The organism is Brotonthovivens ammoniilytica (genome assembly GCF_025566885.1).
Classification (GTDB): Bacteria; Bacillota; Clostridia; order Lachnospirales; family Lachnospiraceae; genus Brotonthovivens; species Brotonthovivens ammoniilytica.
Window position 1 is genome coordinate 538282 of the sequence record NZ_JAOQJQ010000002.1, and the last position, 18569, is coordinate 556850.

The following is an 18569-nucleotide window of genomic DNA, read 5'->3' on the forward strand; positions in this document are numbered from 1 at the left end:
TAAAGCGACGGGTTTTTATTCTTTATAAGGGGCAGTGTGTATTAATTTAGTCCCGGAGCAATTATATAGATCAGAGCGCACAGGAGTGAGGCTGCGAATGTATAAACAACGGTATTCAGGAACATCGGCAGGTAAGATTCTTTATAACTTGTACGGGCAAGCCCGATGGTCAGCACGCACATACCGTTAACCGGAAGGGATTCAAAGGTGGTAGCTGACAGGGCGGCAACACGCCCAAGGCCATGAACATTAAAGTCAATACCTTTAGATGCCAGAATCCCTACTACAATTGGGAGACCCACATACAGTGCTACAGGGGGAGCACTGGTCAGGGCAACGATAACGCAGATCGTAAGAAGTCCAAGAAGGACCGGGTGCAGGCTGAGTGTGGACAGAGCGCCTACAATTGCACCGAAGGCAGCTGTTGAAGTGACAACAGTCGCAAGTCCGGATGGTGTAGATACTGTTGCAAGGGCGTGAGGGTACTGGCCTGCTCCGTCATTAATGGTTTTGATAAGACCTTTGAGTAAGGAGCCGTCTTTCCTATCAATATAACGTCCCATAAGAATTAAAGCTGCGATATTTCCGGCGGCCAGAGCAATAGCAACGTCCAGCTTTGCTACTGAATAAAGTAAAAATACCAGTATAAGAGGAATTAGTGCAATCCAGAAATTTGGGAGCTTAATATTCTCAGAGAAAATATCTATTTTTTTGATATCGCCCGGGTCAAAATGTTCCCCATTCTTTTTGGATTTAATAATCATGGTAGTTAAAGTCAGATATCCTAGTATGATTACAACCGCCACTGCAATAAGACCCGGAACCAGGCCTGATGTAGAGCTTACATCATACCCTTCTTTAGTCAGCGCGCCGACCATGGCGATATTGTCAATCTGCGGCGCTCCGGGACAGGCCATAAATGCACAGTTTAACATGAGCATAGCGGGAATGTATTTTCGCGGAATGTCTACCATTTCTGCAATGATAAAAGCAATTGGAAATGTTGTGAAGGTAAGGACAAATCCGTCAATTCCGCCTAAAGTCATTGCCCCGGCGATAATCAACATAATAAGAATTGCAATACGTACCTGAGCGTTTCCCTGATGTTTTACGATAAATTTGGTGGTCAGCGTTTTAGCAATAGATGCAGCAGCCTTGGTTTCTGTATAGACTTTGCCAAGAACAACCCCAAGAAAAATAATAGCAAAAAGCTGAATAATCATTTCTCCTAGTCCCTGGGCAAAGGTATAAAATGTATCCACAGCTCCCATAGAGTTTGTTACGGCAACAATGATAGCGCAGACAGGTGCAACAATAAATGAGGATATTCCTTTGTATACCAGCAGCATAAATAAAGCCAGTGCGATGATGATTCCGATAATACCAATAGTCATTTTCCTTCTCCCTTCTATTACAAGTTTATTTGTGCCCACAGCAGATCAGTTCATTTTCCTGCGACTCCTTTCTTTGGCAGATGTGCTGTGAATCACTGCCTTGTGTTTTTATGATGTACTTATCATAACAGCCGTTTTTGACGTTTGTAAAAACGGATATTTAGAACCCTGGTTCTAAAAAATAGATTCTGAGCTTTTCTGAAATGTAAAGTCCTTTCGTATGGGGATTTGAGGTCCGGTAAGAAGAAAAACTTCTGTCAGAAACCAAAAAGTCATGTTTGTCGTATGAGATTCAGATGCTTTACAATTCAGGAAAAGAAAGAGAAATGGAGGGCTGTATTGTGAGATGGGGAATGGTCATTGATTTAAAAAAGTGTTATGGATGCAACGCCTGTGTACTTGCATGTAAGCAGGAGCATTTTCTGCTGCCTGGCATGTTTTTTAATCATGTAATTATAACGGAGAAGGGGAAGTATCCGAATGTAAAAAAGCTTATGATACCAACACTCTGCAATCATTGTGGGGATCCTGTATGTGCTCAGGCATGTCCGGCTGGTGCTACTTATCAGAGAGAGGATGGAATTGTGGCAGTGGACGCTGATAAATGTACCGGATGTCAGTACTGCATTATGGCATGTCCCTACCACCAGAGAAATTATGTTAAAACAACAAATACTTCTTATTATGAGCAGGGAAAATCTGAAAGGGAGCAATTAGGAGAGCAATTGAATCCATATAAAGAAGGTACCGTTGTTAAATGCACGTTTTGTATGGAAAGAATTGACGGGGGGTTAAAAGCGGGGCTGATACCGGGGCGGGACAGGGAGGCAACACCGGCGTGCGTAAATACCTGTTATACAAAAGCCCGTGTGTTTGGAGATCTAGATGACCCGGATAGTGAAGTATCCAAATTAATCAGGGAAAATGAAGTTTATACACTTTGTCCGGAAACACAGGCAAAACCATCTGTGTATTATATGGAGTAGGGAGGCTGCTATGAATCAAAAGGTAAAGAAGGATAAATGGGTTTATACACAGTGTCACAGATGCCAGAGTGAATGCGGGCTGCGGGCTCATGTTGTAGATGGCGTCTGCATGAAACTGGAGGGAGTGGCAGATTCTAGTGTGGGCTCTCAAGGGGGAGTTTGTCCTAGAGGTATGGCGGGGCTGCAGGTCTTATATGATCCGAACCGGCTGAATTATCCGTTGAAAAGAACTAATCCGCAAAAAGGTATCGGAGAGGATCCCAAATGGGAGAAGATCAGCTGGGAGGAAGCGTTAGAGACCATTGCCGAAAAAACGAAGACGGCGTATGATGACGATCCTTCTAAAATAATTATTCAGCATGGCATTGTCGCCGGAAATCAGATTATTCCATATTTTTTTGTGCCCATGATGGCAATTTTGTCAAATGAAAAAGGGGGCCCCATACATATTAATGCGGCGGGATCTATGTGCGGAAATATGGGGCATTACCTGAACAGTACACAGTACGGGGCTTTTTGTATTTTTCCGGATTTTGATTATTGCGAATATATGATTGTATTTGGAACGAATGCCGCAAATGGCGGTTTTCAGCAGTGGGCCACTCATAATTGTGCTCAGGCGAGAAGACGGGGAATGAAAATGGTTGTTTTTGATCCCATGTGTAATTCCGCTGCTGCAAAAGCGGATGAGTGGATTCCCATTATTCCGGGAACAGACGGCCTTATTTGTATGGCCATGTTAAATGTAATTGTGAATGAGCTGGAAATCTATGATGTTGAATATTTAAAGGGCAGAACCAATGCTTCCTATCTGATTGACATTCATACTGGTAAATATGTGAGAAATCAGCAGACCGGGAAACCATATATATGGGATCCTGTAAGTAAAACTGCTAAGCCATATGATGATTATGATATAAAAGATTATGCTCTGGAGGGAACATTTTGTGTGGAGGGAAGAAAATGTGTACCATCCTGGGTGCTGATGAGGGAGCGTTTTTTGGCATATACTCCCGAAAACGTATCAGAGAGGACGTCTGTTCCTCCGGAAACTATAAGACGGATCGCAAAAGAGTTTGCAATGGCAGCCCAAATAGGAAAAACAATTACGATAGATGGGAAAGAACTGCCGTTTCGTCCGGTAGCAACATATAATATACGATCCGCAGGAACTCATAAAAATGGATTTCATACACTGTTTGCTATGGATCTTTTGAATCAGGTTATGGGGGCGGCAAATGTACCGGGGGGTGTAGTATCTGCCGGGGTAGAATGTTGGGGACATCCTGATACCCACCGGCCGTATCTTGCGTGTAAGGCGGGAAAGGACGGTTTTACACAAACAGCAGGAAAATGGCTGTTTCCGGAAGGAGGCTTCTGGCCTTTTAGAGATCCCCAAAAGCCTAAACATGATCTGGAAGAAATGTTTCCGACAGCAATGGAAATGCTATGGGTGAATGCTGCAGATCGTATGGAGGTTCTGGAGAAAGCAAACCTTCGGACTAGGCATGAAGTACTTATAAATTATGCCACAAATGCTTTGATGAATGGGCCGTCGCCTAAGATCAGAGAAGCATTTTATAAAGATATTCCTTTTGTTGTGGACTGTGATATTTATTCTAATGAATTTAATGAGGCTTTCGCCGATATTCTTCTGCCGGACGCCTGTTATCTGGAACGTGATGACTGGATGGGGATTCAGCACAGTTATCATAATATTCCAACAGGAGTGGGTCAGCCCTGGTGTTTTCATACAAGCCACCATGTGGTGGAGCCTATGTATGAACGGAGGGATATGGCAGAAGTAGTGGTAGAACTGGCTCACCGGATGGGACTTACACCGAAATTGAACGGGTATTATAATGCAGAGCTTAAGCTGGAGGGTGCGCTTGCACTAAAACCGGATGAGAAAATCCAGTGGGAAGATCTCTGTGACCGTGCCTGCCGTTCTCACTTTGGAGAGCAGTATAATTGGGAATGGTTTACAGAGCATGGTTTTATATCCTGGCCTAAAAAAGTGGAGGAAGTATACTGGAGACCATTTAAAAAAGATGTAAAAACTATGGTGTATTGGGAGTTTATGCTGAATGCAAAAGAAAAGACTCATGAAATTGCAGTTGAATTGGAGCTGGAAGACTATTGGGACTGGGATGTATATCAGCCAATGCCGGAATGGACACCCTGTGATGCACATCTTGCCGATGAAACGCAATATCCATTTTACACATTTTCCTGGGCAGATACTTTTCACAGTAATTCTAATAATCAGGAACTGGCATGGATAGATGAAGTTTCAGTAAGTAATCCGTACTCATATTTTGTAAATATAAATGAAGATACAGCAAAAAAATTAGGACTTAAAACAGGGGATCATGTAAAACTGGAATCTGCTGCCGGCTATATGGTGGAAGGATATTTAAAAACCAGGCAGGGAATCCATCCACAGTGCATAGGTATTATGGGAGTATCTGGGCACTGGGCCAAGGGAATGCCTGTTGCCAGGGGAAAGGGGATTCACTTCAATCAATTAATTGATTTTTCTATCCGGGGCATGGACCCTTTGACTGCGACGGTTGACATTCTTGTGAAAACAAAAATATATAAAATAGAAAAACAGGGGGAAGGTCATGAAGCGATATGTTGTGCTGGGGGCATCCGCGGCGGGAATTAGCGGAGCAGATATGCTGCGAAAGCTGGATAAAGAAGCAGAAATTCTGTTGATTTCTGAAGAGACTGAGATTTATTCAAAATGTATTATGCATTATTATATGTCCGGAGATAAGACAAAAGAGCAGATTTCCTTTATAAATAAAACTTTTCTGAAAGATAACAGAATTTGCTGGAAGAAGGGGAAGCGGGCAGTAAAAATTAATTGTACAGAAAAGAAAGTGTTTTTGGAAGATGGAGAAGGTGTTTCTTATGATAAACTGCTGATTGCCACAGGATCCCGTGGGTATCTTCCGCCTGTGAAAGGACTTGACAATGCAGAAAATGTCTGTGCATTTCATACACTGGGAGATTGTGAGATTGTATTAAAGAAGGCCTGTACTGCACGTAATATTGTGATTCTTGGAGCCGGGCTTGTAGGGGTTGATGCGGCGTATGGATTGCTGCATTTAAAGAAGCGGATTACTATGCTGGATGTAAACTCCCATATGATGGCTGTTCAGCTGGATCAGCGAGCTGCAGATATATATGAAAAAGAATTTGATAAAAGAGGAGTACATCAGATATATAACACAGGGATAAAAGAGGCGTTAAAAGATGATGACGGCCGGATCCGGGAATTAATATTAACAGATGGAAAAACGCTGCCCTGTGATCTGTTGATTATCGCGGCAGGGACACGAGCCAATACTGAGCTGTTAGAACAGACGGATTTAAAGAGGGACCAATATGGGCTGTTGATTAATGAGTATTCTCAGACAAGCGACAGAAGTGTATATGGAGCTGGGGATATTACCGGAAAAAATATGGTATGGCCATCGGCTGCCAAAGAAGCCATGACTGCTGCGTATCATATGACCGGAACAAAATTTCCCATGACAGATTTTTTTAAAGGGAAAGCTACCATTCATACTTTTAATATTCCAACCATGGCTTATGGGCTGCCCAAGGCTCCTGATGATTCCTATACTGTAGAAATAAAAGAGAAGGAAAACGGAAGTTATCAAAAAGTTATTCACAAGGAAGGGAAGATATTTGGAATGATTTTGCAGGGAGATCTGTATTTTGCAGGGATTTTGAATCAGCTGATTAGTACAAAAGCAGATATCCGCAAGCTAGATAAACCGGTTTTGGAACTAGAATATGGAGATCTGATAGGAAGCAGCAGAGAAGTTGGTCATATATAAATTGCTGAATTGAAAAAGTAAATTCCAGTGCAGAACTAAATTCCACTGCCCTTTTAAATTTAGCTTGAAATATGAGGTTTTTAAAGTAAAGATTCCAGATATCTGCTATAATTAAGCTGACTTCTTATAAAAAATCCGATTTTAGGGCATGGCAAATGGGCCACTGGAATTCTGTGTGCAGGACTAAATTCCACCGGCCATATTCATAAAACGTGAAAAGTTAAGTTCCAGTCCGACAGCAGATTTTTGTAAGTTAGTTAGTGGTTATAGCGAATCAGCTTAGGCGTTAAATGAACCTCATGGGGTGAAATGCGCTTAAGCTGAAGTGCTTTCAGGGTATTTTTACCGAATGATTCCAAGGCAGCATCATATGGTGTTCTGCCATCGAGGCTTTTCCGTGGAGTTGAATTGATGTGATTCACGATCAGATTCACATCCCATTGGGTCAGATATTCAAAGCTTGTCCCTTTGGGAAGTACCATGCGGAGCATGGTGTGGGCATTTTCCACACCGCCTTTCTGTCCGCTTCTCATAGGGTCACAATAATAAATGCTGGTACGCTGAATTCCTTCCACACCTGTTTCAAGTGCCTCTGGGGCGCCGAATTCAGAACCTCTGTCTGTAAGCAGGTATTCAAACAGAGAGAGGAATTCATAGGTTCCCAGACGTTTTTCCAGATGGTCGAAAACAAGGCGTACAGAGCCCTTTGTACAGCGGTTCATTAGGAATGCCAGAAAGAGTTTTTCTTTTGGGAAAAAGAAAGTTAGTAGTGTCTTTTTAGATTCCTGCGAAGAATGGACGGTGTCCATTTCCACATGAACATCAGGGTTTACTGATTGAAAATCTACATAAGTCCGCCTCTCAAAAACAGACCGGTCAGTGATCTGTGTTTTATGACATTTGCGCGGCTTGAACTTCGCCTTACGTTTTAGGTCAATGTTTCTGGCTGTGAATAATCCGTTGTCAAGATAGGTGTATATGGTGCGGACAGACATATCCAGTTCCGGATGATTCGTGGCGATTTGATAGGGTGACTGCCCCTGTTGAATCAAGGGAGTGATAATCATATCCTTTTGATGAAGTTCACGTTTTGTCATGTTGAACCCGGCACGGGAATCGCTGAGTTTTTCACGGTATTTTCTGTCTGCAAAGCGGGCATTATAGGTGTACTTGTGGGCAATAGTACAGTGGCTAATCTTCTTATCACAGCCATTGCAGACATAAGGGGCTTTGTCAAGTCTGTTACAGCGTTCTTTTTCAAAATCGGGGCATGTCTGGTTACAGGTGGGGCAGGAAGCACATTTAATGCCACAAAGAATGATCTTGCCGCAGACATTAGTTTTTCTGCAGTGATACCGGTGGATACAGAAGTTCTTGGCATTATAAAAAGTGCCCTTATGATACCAATCAGAAAGACGGTGTGCTTTGACTTCCTTTGAAATAGTAGTCGGATCTTTGCAGAGGAATTTTGCGATGTCCTTAAAAGAACAGCCTGTGTTCAAAGCGTTTTCAAGGTAGATACGGTCTTCAAGGGTAAGATGTTTCTGGTTACCGGGAATAAATTTGCTCATAAAATCTCCTCCTACTGCTGTCAGAAGGAGACATAACCGTATCACTAATATATGAAAGAGTAAATATCAACTGTGCGAGAGTAAATTCCACTGGGGAATAAGGGAGTGGAATTTAAAATTTCATTTTAGATCATATATAAATTTCTAAAAAACTACTTGAAATTTCTTCGGGATTCTGCTAAATTAAGTTCAGAACAAAGGTGTTTGAGAGACAGGATAACTGTCTTTCAGGCACCTTTTTTTGGTCTATAGGAAATACCATGTTGTTTACGCAACCCGCCGCAGGCGGAGAATCCTGCCGTGGCAGGATTCTGTTTTACTCTATCGAAAATACTGTGTTGTGATAAAGCTGAAAAGTACCGATTCCTATAGAGCAAAAAACGCTCCGCTGTGGATCGCACTGCGGCGGAGTGGAGTCATGTCGCAAAAGCGACCCGCCGCAGGCGGAGAATCCTGCCGTGGCAGGATTCTTTTTAAATAACAAAAAATAAGGGAGGATATTTTATGAATACAGGAGATACTGCTTTTGTGCTGATAGCATCGGCATTTGTGTTTTTGATGACACCGGGACTGGCCTTTTTTTACGGAGGTCTTGTGAGAAGAAAAAATGTATGTAACACAATGATGGCTTGTGTTGCAATTATGGGACTTTCTGTTGTGATGTGGATATTGTTTGGCTATTCACTTTCTTTTGGAAGTGATCATGCCGGGCTTATAGGCAGCTTTGAATGGCTTGGGTTAAAGGGAATCGGAATGGAAGCCGGTCCTTACGCTGAAAATATTCCGCATCTGGTATTTATTTTATTTCAGATGATGTTTGCTATGATAACACCGGCGCTGATTACAGGTGCTTTAGTTGGGCGAATGAAATTTAAAGCGTTATTTTTGTTTATCGCTTTCTGGTCTGTAATCGTATATTACCCTATGGCTCATATGGTGTGGGGACAGGGGGGATTTCTGGAAAAAATCGGTTCTGTAGATTTTGCAGGAGGAAATGTAGTACATATAAGTTCCGGAGTTTCGGCTTTGGTACTTGCAATTCTGCTTGGCAGACGAAAAGGTTATGAACACACCTATTACCATGTACACAACATTCCCTTTGTAGTACTTGGAGCATCCCTTTTATGGTTTGGATGGTTCGGCTTTAATGCAGGCAGTGCTCTTGGAGCAAATGGTCTGGCGGCTCATGCTTTTATGACTTCTGCGGTATCTGCAGCAGCAGCATTACTATCCTGGATGGCAATAGATATTATAAAAACCGGGAAACCAACTTTGGTTGGAGCGTCTACCGGTCTGGTAGTGGGCCTGGTAGGGATTACTCCCGGGGCAGGTTTTGTTCCTGTCTGGGCAGCATTGATTATTGGTATATTAGTAAGCCCCATCTGTTATTTCACCGTATCTTTGATTAAAAAGAAACTGAAAATAGACGATGCCCTGGATGCATTTGGCTGTCATGGAATTGGCGGGATATGGGGAGGAATTGCAACGGGATTGTTTACGCAGAAGTCTATTAACGGCGCTGCCCGCTGGGATGGCCTTGTATTTGGAGATGTAAAGCTGTTTTTAGTCCAGATTGCGGGAATATTAATTACCATTGCAGTAGCAGTTGTGGGAACTTTGATTTGTTACGGACTTGTAAGAGCCTTTACGAAAATCCGTGTGGACGAGAAAGAGGAACGTATTGGTCTGGATCAGTCCCAGCATGGAGAAAGTGCTTATCCGTCATTTAATGGCTGGGATTAGAAGGAGGACGCTGATTATGATAATAAAAATAGAGGCGATTGTTAGAAACGACAGAATGGAAGAGGTGATTGATGCGCTGAACGCCATTCACGTTAACGGTATGACGGTATCTCAAGTAATGGGATATGGACAGCAGAGAGGGTATACAGAAGTTGTGCGGGGAACGGAAGTGGATATACAGATGATACCAAAAGTAAAGTTTGAAGTGGTAGTATCTAATGAGACGTGGGAGGAAAAAGTAATAGCGGCCATCCAAAGGGCTGCGTATACCGGAGAGTATGGCGATGGAAAAATATTTACTTATGAAATAAGAAGTGCTCTGAGAATCAGAACAAAAGAAAGCGGAGAAAAGGCCATATATACTTCCGAGAAATAAGAAAGACAATGAAAAAAGATATGTCTTAAATGTGGGCATATCTTTTTTCTTGCTCTATAGGAAATACTGTGTTGTGATAAAGCTGAAAAGTACCGATTCCTATAGAGCAAAAAAACGCTCCGCTGATGATCGCACTGCGGCGGAATGGAGTCATGTCGCAAAAGCGGCCCGCCGCAGGCGGAGAATGTGCTTTGCACATTCTTTTTTAAGCTATTGACTTTTTTGATTTAAAGTGCTACTATTTAACGCATAAAAGCGTAACGATTCAACGCAGAAAAGTATAAAGAGGGAAAAAGATGAAAAGAAAAATATTTGCAATAGTTCTGGCGGCCTGTATGGCAGTTGGATTAACCGCATGTCAGGACAAAGGGGCAGGAGATAAAAATGCATCAGCAGCCAAAGAGGGAAAGGCAAAATATACAGTAGGCGTGTGCCAGCTGGTGCAGCATGATGCTTTGGATATGGCCACAAAAGGTTTTGAGGATGCACTGAAAGAAAAATTTGGGGATGATGTGGAGATAGATATTCAAAATGCCCAGAATGATTCTAATACCTGTTCAACAATCGTAAACAGTTTTGTGTCCAACAATTATGACTTAATCATGGCTAATGGTACGCCGGCTTTGCAGGCGGCAGCAGCCGGAACAGCGGAAATTCCTATTCTTGGAACTTCAATTACTGAATACGGGGTAGCTCTTGAGATAGAAGACTTTAATGGAACTGTAGGAGGAAATATTTCCGGAACTTCAGATCTTGCACCTTTGGATGAGCAGGCAAATATGCTGCATGAATTGTTCCCGGATGCCAAAAAGGTAGGAATTTTATATTGCTCCGCAGAAGCAAATTCCAAATATCAGGTTGATACAATTACAGGTTTTCTGGAGAAGCTGGGAATCACATGTAAGGCATATGCATTTTCTGATTCCAATGACCTGTCTACAGTTGCAACCAATGCAGCAAGCGAATCAGAAGTTATTTATGTTCCTACCGATAACACAGTAGCATCTAATACAGGTATTATTTCAAACATCTGTCTGTCTGCCGGGGTACCGGTGATTGCCGGAGAAGAGGGGGCATGTAGAGGATGCGGCGTAGCCACGCTGTCTATCAGTTATTATGATCTTGGATATACCACAGGACAGATGGCAGTGAAAATTCTTACCGGTGAAGGGGATATTTCAGAAATGCCAATAGAATATGCTCCGGAGTTTGTAAAGAAATATGATAAGACGATCTGTGAAAAGATGAACATTAAGGTTCCGGACGGATATAAGGCCATTGAAGAATAAAAGAAAAATAAAACGGGAAAATAAAAATTAAAATACACAAGCCTTTGAGGGCAGAATAAAATGTACAGCAGTCAGGTTTCACACTTATGTAATTTGTGAGAGGCCTGGCCGCTGTTTATTTTTTGGGGGATGATTCTAAACGTCAATATATAGAAGGGCATCATGCGCATACTTCCTGACAGTATGTCAATACTATGTATGAAAATATTGTAAAAAGGAAGGGTGACAACATGGGCAATAATATGGATCTGGGTTATGAGATGTTCTGCTACCAGTGTGAGCAGACTGCCAATGGAAAAGGCTGTACGAAAATGGGAGTCTGCGGAAAAACGCCGGAAATAGCAAATCTTCAGGATTTGCTGATTTTTCAGATCAAAGGGATCAGCTGTTATGGAAAGGTGCTGATTGAAAAGGGACAGCATATGGATAAAACAGTAGTAAGTTTTATTGAAAATGTATTATTTACTACACTCACCAATGTAAATTTTGATGCTGACGTACATGTGGCATTATTAAGGGAGTCTCAGGAGATAAAAGAAAATCTGAGAAATCTTGTAGGTGAGATTAAGAATGATACAGCACAGGTATCCTATAATCTGCCGGAAAGCAAGACGGAAATGTTAAAAGATGCACCTTTGGCTGGGATTATGTATGATAAAACTTTAGATCCGGATATCCGCTCATTAAGACAGACAATTGTCTATGGGTTAAAAGGAATCAGCGCATATGGCCATCAGGCCAGAGAACTTGGATATTACAGTGATCAGGTAGATGATTTTTATATTCTGGCGCTGGAAGCCGTAACGGATGACAGCCTGTCAGTGGAAGAACTGATTCGGATGACCATGCGTACCGGTGAAATGGCAGTAGAGGTTATGAAAGTACTGGATGAAGCTAATACGACCATATATGGAAATCCATCGCCCCATAAAGTAAATGTTCAGATGAAAAAGGGACCTTTTATTATTGTTTCCGGACATGACTTAAAGGATCTTGAGATGCTTTTAGAGCAGACCAAGGGAAAAGGAATTAATATTTACACACATGGGGAAATGCTGCCGTGCCACGGATATGACGGACTGAAAAAGTATCCTCATCTGGCTGGGAACTTTGGAGGAGCCTGGCAGGATCAGCAGAAACAATTTGACAATCTGCCCGGGTGTATTCTGATGACTACAAATTGTCTTATGCGTCCTAGAGACAGCTACAAAGATAGGATCTACAGCACCAATGTTGTGGGCTGGGAAGGTGTAAAGCACATTGGGAAAAAGGAAAACGGAGAGAAGGATTTTAGTGAAATCATTCAGCAGGCCCTTGAACTTGGAGGGTATCCTAAAGATCAGGAACCAAAGGAAATTTTAGTAGGTTTTGGACATCATGCCACATTGAGCTATGCCGATAAAATAGTAGAGGCAGTAAAAAGCGGGCAGCTGAGACATTTCTTTTTGATTGGCGGATGTGACGGAGCAAGACCTGGGCGTAATTACTATACGGATTTTGCCAAGATGGTTCCAAAAGACTGTATGATACTGACACTTGCATGTGGAAAATATCGTTTCAACAAATTGGATTTTGGAGAAGTAGCAGGACTGCCAAGACTGCTGGATGTAGGGCAGTGTAATGACGTTTATTCTGCAATACGGATCGCAACTGCATTGGCGGATGCTTTTGACACGGATGTAAACAGTCTGCCGTTGTCTTTGATTGTATCCTGGTATGAACAGAAAGCCGTCGCAGATCTTCTGGCCCTTTTATCTCTGGGGATTAAAGGGATTTATCTTGGGCCTGCCCTGCCTGCGTTCTTAAGCCCTAATGTTTTGCAGTATTTATCAGACACATTTGATCTAAAACCCATCAGTAATGCAGAGGACGATTTAAAATCCTGTCTCCAGCAGAATATTTAAATAGGCGAAAAAGGGGAAAATATTATTTTCCATATAATCCTATATAAATAGGTAAAAATTATTTTATTCAGGACTAAAAAATGCTCATCTCCGGCGGTGGACTTTGATAATTTCAACCGCCTGCCGGAAGGGAGCATTTTTTGTACATAAGAATTTTTTATTAATTAAATTATATTTGGGGAAAATTATTTCTTCTTTAAATGGTTTTCCATAGCGTCAGCTACAGTCTGAAGTACTTTGATTCGGGCATAATATTTTGAATTTCCTTCTACAATGATCCAGGGGGCGTAAGTGGTGGAGGTGCGGACAAGCATTTCATCCACGGCCTTTTCATATTCGTCCCATTTTTCACGATTGCGCCAGTCTTCATCTGTTATTTTCCACTGCTTATCCGGATTGTCCATGCGTTCCCTAAATCGGCGTTCCTGTTCCTCTTTATCAATCTGCATCCAGAATTTTAAGACCAGGGCGCCGTGCTGATAAAGCTGGTGTTCCATATCATTGATTTCCTGATAGGCTCTCTGCCATTCTGCTGTGGTACAAAACCCCTCAATACGTTCCACCATAACACGGCCGTACCATGTTCGGTCAAAGATAGCAATGTGCCCATCCTTTGGAAGATGCTCCCAGAAGCGCCAGAGATAATGATGGACTTTTTCAATATCGTTGGGCGATGCTGTGGGGAATACCTGATAACCTCTTGGGTCCATTTTTTCGGTGAGCCGCTTAATAGCGCCCCCTTTTCCACCGGCATCCCATCCTTCAAATCCGATTACTACCGGTATTCTGCGGCGGTAATATTCCCCGTGAAGAGCGGCGATTTTTTTCTGGAGATGTTCCAGTTTTTTTCTGTATTCATCCCTGGAGATGTCAAGAGATAAATCTGCTTTCTTCAGACTAGAAGTGCGCAGAATATTATCCTGAAAACTAACTGTCTGTCTGTTTTGTGTGGTTTTTGCCGAAGGCATGGTTTCCGAATGTCCGGCAAGTGCCCTCCTTATAGCAGAGATAACGGCAGTGTAGATTTTAATGGTGGCATATTCACGGTCCATAGACTCTATCAGTGTCCAGGGGGCGTAATCTGTATCTGTGTGCTCTAGCATCTGGTCATTCATGTTTTTATATTCATCAAATTTTTCATTTCTTTTTAAGTCCCCATGGGAAACACGCCAGGCGCTTGATTTTGAACTCAGGAGTTTGTCAAAGCGTTTCTTTTGTTCCTTTTTATCAATGCACAAAAACAGTTTGATGATTACCGTGTTGTCATCTGTCAGCTGCCGTTCAAATGTATTGATCTGCTTGTAGGCTTCAGAAAGACCGGGGTCAGGCGTGACTTTTTCAAAACGGTCAATTAGAACCTTTCGGTACCAGCTGCGGTCAAAAATTGCGATGTGTCCACGGGCAGGGGTTTTGGTCCAAAAGCGCCATAAAAACGGGTGCATACGCTCTTCTTTAGTTTCGCTGCCGACAGAATAGACAGTAAATCCCCGGGGGTCAAGGGCGTGAATTAGTTTACCGATCTGGTAGCCCTTTCCGGCTGCACCAAAACCTTCAAAGACAATTATAACCGGCAGTTTCTGTTCCCTGCATGTTCTCTGCAGCCGGGAAAGTTCTGGTTCCAGCTGTTCCATACGGGCTTTAAATTCCTTTTTGGACATTTTTTTTGTTAAATCAATTTGCTCCAGCATTTTATGACCTCCTTATCAGATAAATCTATAATTACAGTATACACCATATTTTACTATTCATATACAACTGTATGAACAGAAGCATCCAGGAACTAAGAGTGTGCAGGAAGATAAAGGAATTAATTCTTAATATTTTCTTAAGAATGATATTAGAATCTTAATTGTTGAAACAAAATATTGAATTAGGGAAGATTTTGATATATTGTTTTTTGGTAGCTTCAAAAACTGTCTGGATTATTTGGACAGATCAATTTATAGAACGGAAGAAAAATAATATTATGATTTCAATGTTTGAACAGTTTATTACTTTTGTTGGAAACTCATATCCAACCTATAAATCAATTTATGCTATGATTGGAACGGTTTTTACAATCATGCTGTTTTATAAAAAGTTTTATAAATATATGGGGATTTTTGTTACAAGAAAGTTTAAGCCTGCCAAGCGGAACCATAAATATGCTATTTTGATACCGGCCAGAAATGAGGAGTCGGTAATTGCCAATTTATTAGACAGCATTCATAAGCAGGATTATGATATGAGTTTGGTAACAATATTTGTTGTGGCGGACAACTGTACGGATAAGACGGCAGAAATCGCTCGTAAATGCGGGGCAGTTTGTTATGAACGTTTCGATGAAGAGCACAAAACAAAGGGGTATGCCCTGCAGTTTCTCTTAGACCGGATTGAGGAAGACTATGGAAGAATGTCATTTGAGGGATATTTTATTTTTGATTCGGACAATTTGCTGAAGGAGGATTACATTTCCAGAATGAATGATTCCTTTGACGCAGGCTGTGATTTGATTACTTCTTATAGAAATACGAAGAATTTCAGTGAAAACTGGATTGCATCCACTTATGCGCTCCACTGGCTGCGTTCCATTCGTAATAATCACCGGCCCAGATCGGTTCTCAGACTGGCCACGAATATACAGGGGACAGGGTTTTTGTTTACCAGCGAAATTGTGCGGGACGGATGGAAATATACCTCGCTCACAGAAGACCGTGCACTGACAGCCGATGCAGTTGCCCAGGGGTATCAGATTACATATAATGATGCGGCGGTATTTTATGATGAGCAGCCGGTTTCGTTAAAAATTGCCCTCAGGCAGAGACTGCGCTGGTCAAGAGGACATCTGGAAGCTTTTGTTGAGACCGGACCTTATCTTTTTTTAAACATTTTTTTTGGAAAGCTTCTAGTAAAGACAAAGTGGAAGCGTGAAACGAAGCGGAAACCGGAAAAATGGACGGTGAAGGAAGTACTTCTGGCAATACTTGAATCTATTAGGCATCGTTTTGCATCCTTTGATACATTAATGCAGCTGACGCCCTTTGAAATAATAAATATCGTAAGATGGCTGTTAATTTCTTTCTTCATTTACGGATGTGCCTGTTATATTCAGGGAATTGACAGCCTGCCTCTTGTCACAACAGGTACCTGGCTTGGGAAAATCGTGCGTACATTTGTAAATCCGATTCTGCAGGTGGATTCGGGCTGGAGCGCTCTTTGGGCAGGCTTTTTGCTGACCTTATTTAGGAGGTTGTTTTTCAGAATTGCAGATTATCTGGAAAATATTCTGACTGCAGTTTACCTGTTTATTATTGAGCATAAACGAATGATTCGGATTCCGCTTAGGAAAAAAATATTGTTTTGTCTTACATGGCCTACCTTTGATATTATCGGACGGTATACAAAGTATATTGCGGTATTTAAAAAGGTCAGCTGGAAGACAATTCCTCACCAGTCCAAGGTTACTATAGAGGACCTCCGCCAGGATGCCGTAAAACAGAATTGATACAACTGCTGTGGAGAATTTTTGGCGGTATTTTTGTAAAAAGACAGAATTTATGAAAAATAAAATCTGTATATGAAAGTCGTGGACAATAAATATTAAGCGCTATATAATAAAGTTGTAACCAATAAATATTTGATAAAATACAAGGGGGTATTTTATGAAACTTTATGCGGACACAGCTGATTTAAACGAGCTGAAAAAAATGGATGAGATGGGAATTTTGGAAGGAATTACTACAAATCCCACAATTGCTTCCAAAGCGGGGAAGTCATTGACGGAGACGTTGAAAAAACTTGCAGGAGAATTTCCCGATATTGAGATTTTTGCCCAGGTAATAGCGGCAGGGACAGAAGAGATGGTTGAGGAGGCGCGCCAGATTCATGAGGCGGGACCTCATATGGTTGTTAAGATTCCATGTACTCAGCGGGGATTGGCAGCCGTAAAAATTCTGACAGCAGAGGGAATCAGGGTATGTGTAACAGCTGTGCTGACAGCGGCAGAGGCATATTTGTGTGCGGTGGCCGGGGCCGATTATGTTGCTCCATATACCGGACAGAATGATATTATCGGATTTCGTGGGACTGATTCTCTGGCAGAAATGTGTGAAGTAATTCAGGCATCCGGTTATGAGACAAAGGTTTTGGCAGCATCTATTGAAAAGCCACAGGAGATGATTGATTATGCTCTGGCTGGTGCAGATGCAATTACCGTTCCTTATCATGTGATTGCAGATACGTTTTCATATACGAAGCCGCTGACCGATATGTATATCTCCAATTTTTATAAAGACTGGTCAGAAAACAATTGTGAAATATGATTTTGCAAGGGTGACAGAAGGCAGAAAATAAAAACAGCGGAACATGAACTTTGGTTTGGAATTCATGTTCCGCTGTATTATTTTTTGCATCTGTTTTTACTTTTGCTATTTTTATATAGAAGAAACTGCTTTGGACAAAATCAGGTGGTGTATTTTAAAATGCGGGCGGGATTTCCGGCCACGACGGCATTGTCAGGCACATCCTTTGTCACCACAGAACCGGCGCCGATTACGGCGTTATTACCAATGGTTACTCCGGGAAGAACTGTGCAGTGTCCTCCAAACCATACATTATCGCCAATGGTGATTGGCTCTCCATGCATATAATTGGCGGCACGCCTTTTGGATTCCATAGGATGAACTGCGGTATACAGTCCTGTCTGAGGTCCAATTAGACAATTATCTCCAATAGTTACTTTTGCAGCATCTAGTATTACTACATCAAAATTAGCAAAGAAGTTTTTGCCTGCATGAATATTGTATCCATAGTCACAGTGAAAGGGAGGTTTAATAAAGATGTCATCACTGCAGCTGCCAAAAATATCCTTTAAAAGCTTTAGTCTTAGCCCCTTTTCTTCCTCAGTAGTCTGATTATAGCGGTCACATAATGCTCTGGCACGGCTCTTTACGGCACCAAGCTCAGGATCACCGTTAAAAAATTCTTCTCCGGCCCTTTGTTTTTCCAGTTCCGTTTTTTGTGTCATAATATCTTAGCCCTTTCTTAATAATAAGTCTATAAGTGGTATTTCAGGGCACATATGTCCCCTGCAGAATCACAATTTTATTCATTAAGAAAGTATATACTAAAAAAAACTTGATTTCTACCATTATATAGTGATAGTATAGTGAATATTTTTAAACTGTGAAAATGATATATGCTTAGACGTATGGCAATAAAAAAGTGTTGACGCACCTTGACTGGTGTGCTATATTAGACTAGCGATGGAAGTAGGTCTTTTTTTTATGCCTAAAAACAAAGAATTAAACGGAGGTGGAAGTTGTGCGCGTTAAAATCACATTAGCTTGTACAGAGTGCAAACAGCGTAATTACAACCTGACCAAGGATAAGAAAGCTCATCCGGACAGAATGGAAGTTAACAAGTATTGTAAGTTTTGCAGAAAACATACATTACACAAAGAAACCAAATAAT

General features: G+C 41.7%; 14 protein-coding genes. 10 read left to right on the top strand and 4 right to left on the bottom strand.

Annotated features, from left to right (window positions below):
• Positions 1-41: 41 nt before the first annotated feature.
• The gene (locus tag OCV88_RS07000) at positions 42-1394 is read right to left on the bottom strand and encodes a GntT/GntP/DsdX family permease (RefSeq protein ID WP_158424822.1); all 1353 of its coding nucleotides are present in this window, start codon (positions 1392-1394) and stop codon (positions 42-44) included.
• A gap of 341 nt (positions 1395-1735) precedes the next feature.
• On the opposite strand from OCV88_RS07000, the gene OCV88_RS07005 reads away from it, so the two are divergent.
• The 3 genes from OCV88_RS07005 to OCV88_RS07015 are packed head-to-tail and all read left to right on the top strand — an operon-like array spanning position 1736 to position 6234.
• Complete coding sequence (locus OCV88_RS07005; RefSeq protein WP_262590894.1) at positions 1736-2380, top strand: 4Fe-4S dicluster domain-containing protein; 645 nt, start codon at positions 1736-1738, stop codon at positions 2378-2380.
• Positions 2381-2390: 10 nt separating this feature from the next.
• Entirely contained in the window at positions 2391-5051 is a 2661-nt protein-coding gene (locus tag OCV88_RS07010; protein ID WP_262590896.1) for a molybdopterin-dependent oxidoreductase, read from the top strand.
• Positions 5008-6234 (top strand): NAD(P)/FAD-dependent oxidoreductase, encoded by a 1227-nt coding sequence (locus tag OCV88_RS07015; RefSeq protein WP_158424824.1) that lies wholly within the window; start codon positions 5008-5010, stop codon positions 6232-6234. The genes OCV88_RS07010 and OCV88_RS07015 overlap by 44 nt, the downstream gene beginning before the upstream one ends.
• 257 nt (positions 6235-6491) lie before the next feature.
• Here the strand turns inward: OCV88_RS07015 and OCV88_RS07020 are convergent, their stop codons facing one another.
• Complete coding sequence (locus OCV88_RS07020; RefSeq protein ID WP_158424825.1) at positions 6492-7805, bottom strand: IS30 family transposase; 1314 nt, start codon at positions 7803-7805, stop codon at positions 6492-6494.
• Between the two features lie 504 nt (positions 7806-8309).
• On the opposite strand from OCV88_RS07020, the gene OCV88_RS07025 reads away from it, so the two are divergent.
• The 4 genes from OCV88_RS07025 (at position 8310) to hcp (ending at position 13117) form a co-directional block, all read left to right on the top strand.
• Entirely contained in the window at positions 8310-9548 is a 1239-nt protein-coding gene (locus OCV88_RS07025; RefSeq protein ID WP_158424826.1) for an ammonium transporter, read from the top strand.
• 16 nt (positions 9549-9564) lie between these two features.
• Complete coding sequence (locus tag OCV88_RS07030; protein WP_158424827.1) at positions 9565-9924, top strand: P-II family nitrogen regulator; 360 nt, start codon at positions 9565-9567, stop codon at positions 9922-9924.
• 296 nt (positions 9925-10220) lie between these two features.
• On the top strand, positions 10221-11213 hold the full coding sequence (locus tag OCV88_RS07035) for an ABC transporter substrate-binding protein (protein ID WP_158424828.1): 993 nt from the start codon (positions 10221-10223) through the stop codon (positions 11211-11213).
• A gap of 230 nt (positions 11214-11443) precedes the next feature.
• The gene (gene hcp / locus OCV88_RS07040) at positions 11444-13117 is read left to right on the top strand and encodes a hydroxylamine reductase (RefSeq protein WP_158424829.1); all 1674 of its coding nucleotides are present in this window, start codon (positions 11444-11446) and stop codon (positions 13115-13117) included.
• A 185-nt stretch (positions 13118-13302) separates the two neighbouring features.
• Here hcp and OCV88_RS07045 read toward each other — a convergent pair whose 3' ends face one another.
• Positions 13303-14805 carry a phosphate--AMP phosphotransferase gene (locus OCV88_RS07045; protein WP_158424830.1) on the bottom strand — a complete coding sequence of 501 codons (1503 nt, stop codon included), beginning with the start codon at positions 14803-14805 and terminating at the stop codon, positions 13303-13305.
• A 278-nt stretch (positions 14806-15083) separates the two neighbouring features.
• Here OCV88_RS07045 and OCV88_RS07050 point away from each other — a divergent pair, with 278 nt between their 5' ends.
• Together OCV88_RS07050 and OCV88_RS07055 are read left to right on the top strand one after the other, a co-directional pair.
• Positions 15084-16601 carry a glycosyltransferase family 2 protein gene (locus tag OCV88_RS07050; protein WP_158424831.1) on the top strand — a complete coding sequence of 506 codons (1518 nt, stop codon included), beginning with the start codon at positions 15084-15086 and terminating at the stop codon, positions 16599-16601.
• Between the two features lie 157 nt (positions 16602-16758).
• Positions 16759-17418, top strand: a complete 660-nt coding sequence (locus tag OCV88_RS07055) for a transaldolase family protein (RefSeq protein WP_158424832.1) — start codon at positions 16759-16761, stop codon at positions 17416-17418.
• Between the two features lie 140 nt (positions 17419-17558).
• Here the strand turns inward: OCV88_RS07055 and OCV88_RS07060 are convergent, their stop codons facing one another.
• Complete coding sequence (locus OCV88_RS07060; protein ID WP_158424833.1) at positions 17559-18122, bottom strand: sugar O-acetyltransferase; 564 nt, start codon at positions 18120-18122, stop codon at positions 17559-17561.
• Between the two features lie 296 nt (positions 18123-18418).
• On the opposite strand from OCV88_RS07060, the gene rpmG reads away from it, so the two are divergent.
• Positions 18419-18568, top strand: a complete 150-nt coding sequence (rpmG, locus tag OCV88_RS07065; protein ID WP_158424834.1) for a 50S ribosomal protein L33 — start codon at positions 18419-18421, stop codon at positions 18566-18568.
• The last annotated feature ends 1 nt before the right edge of the window (position 18569 follow it).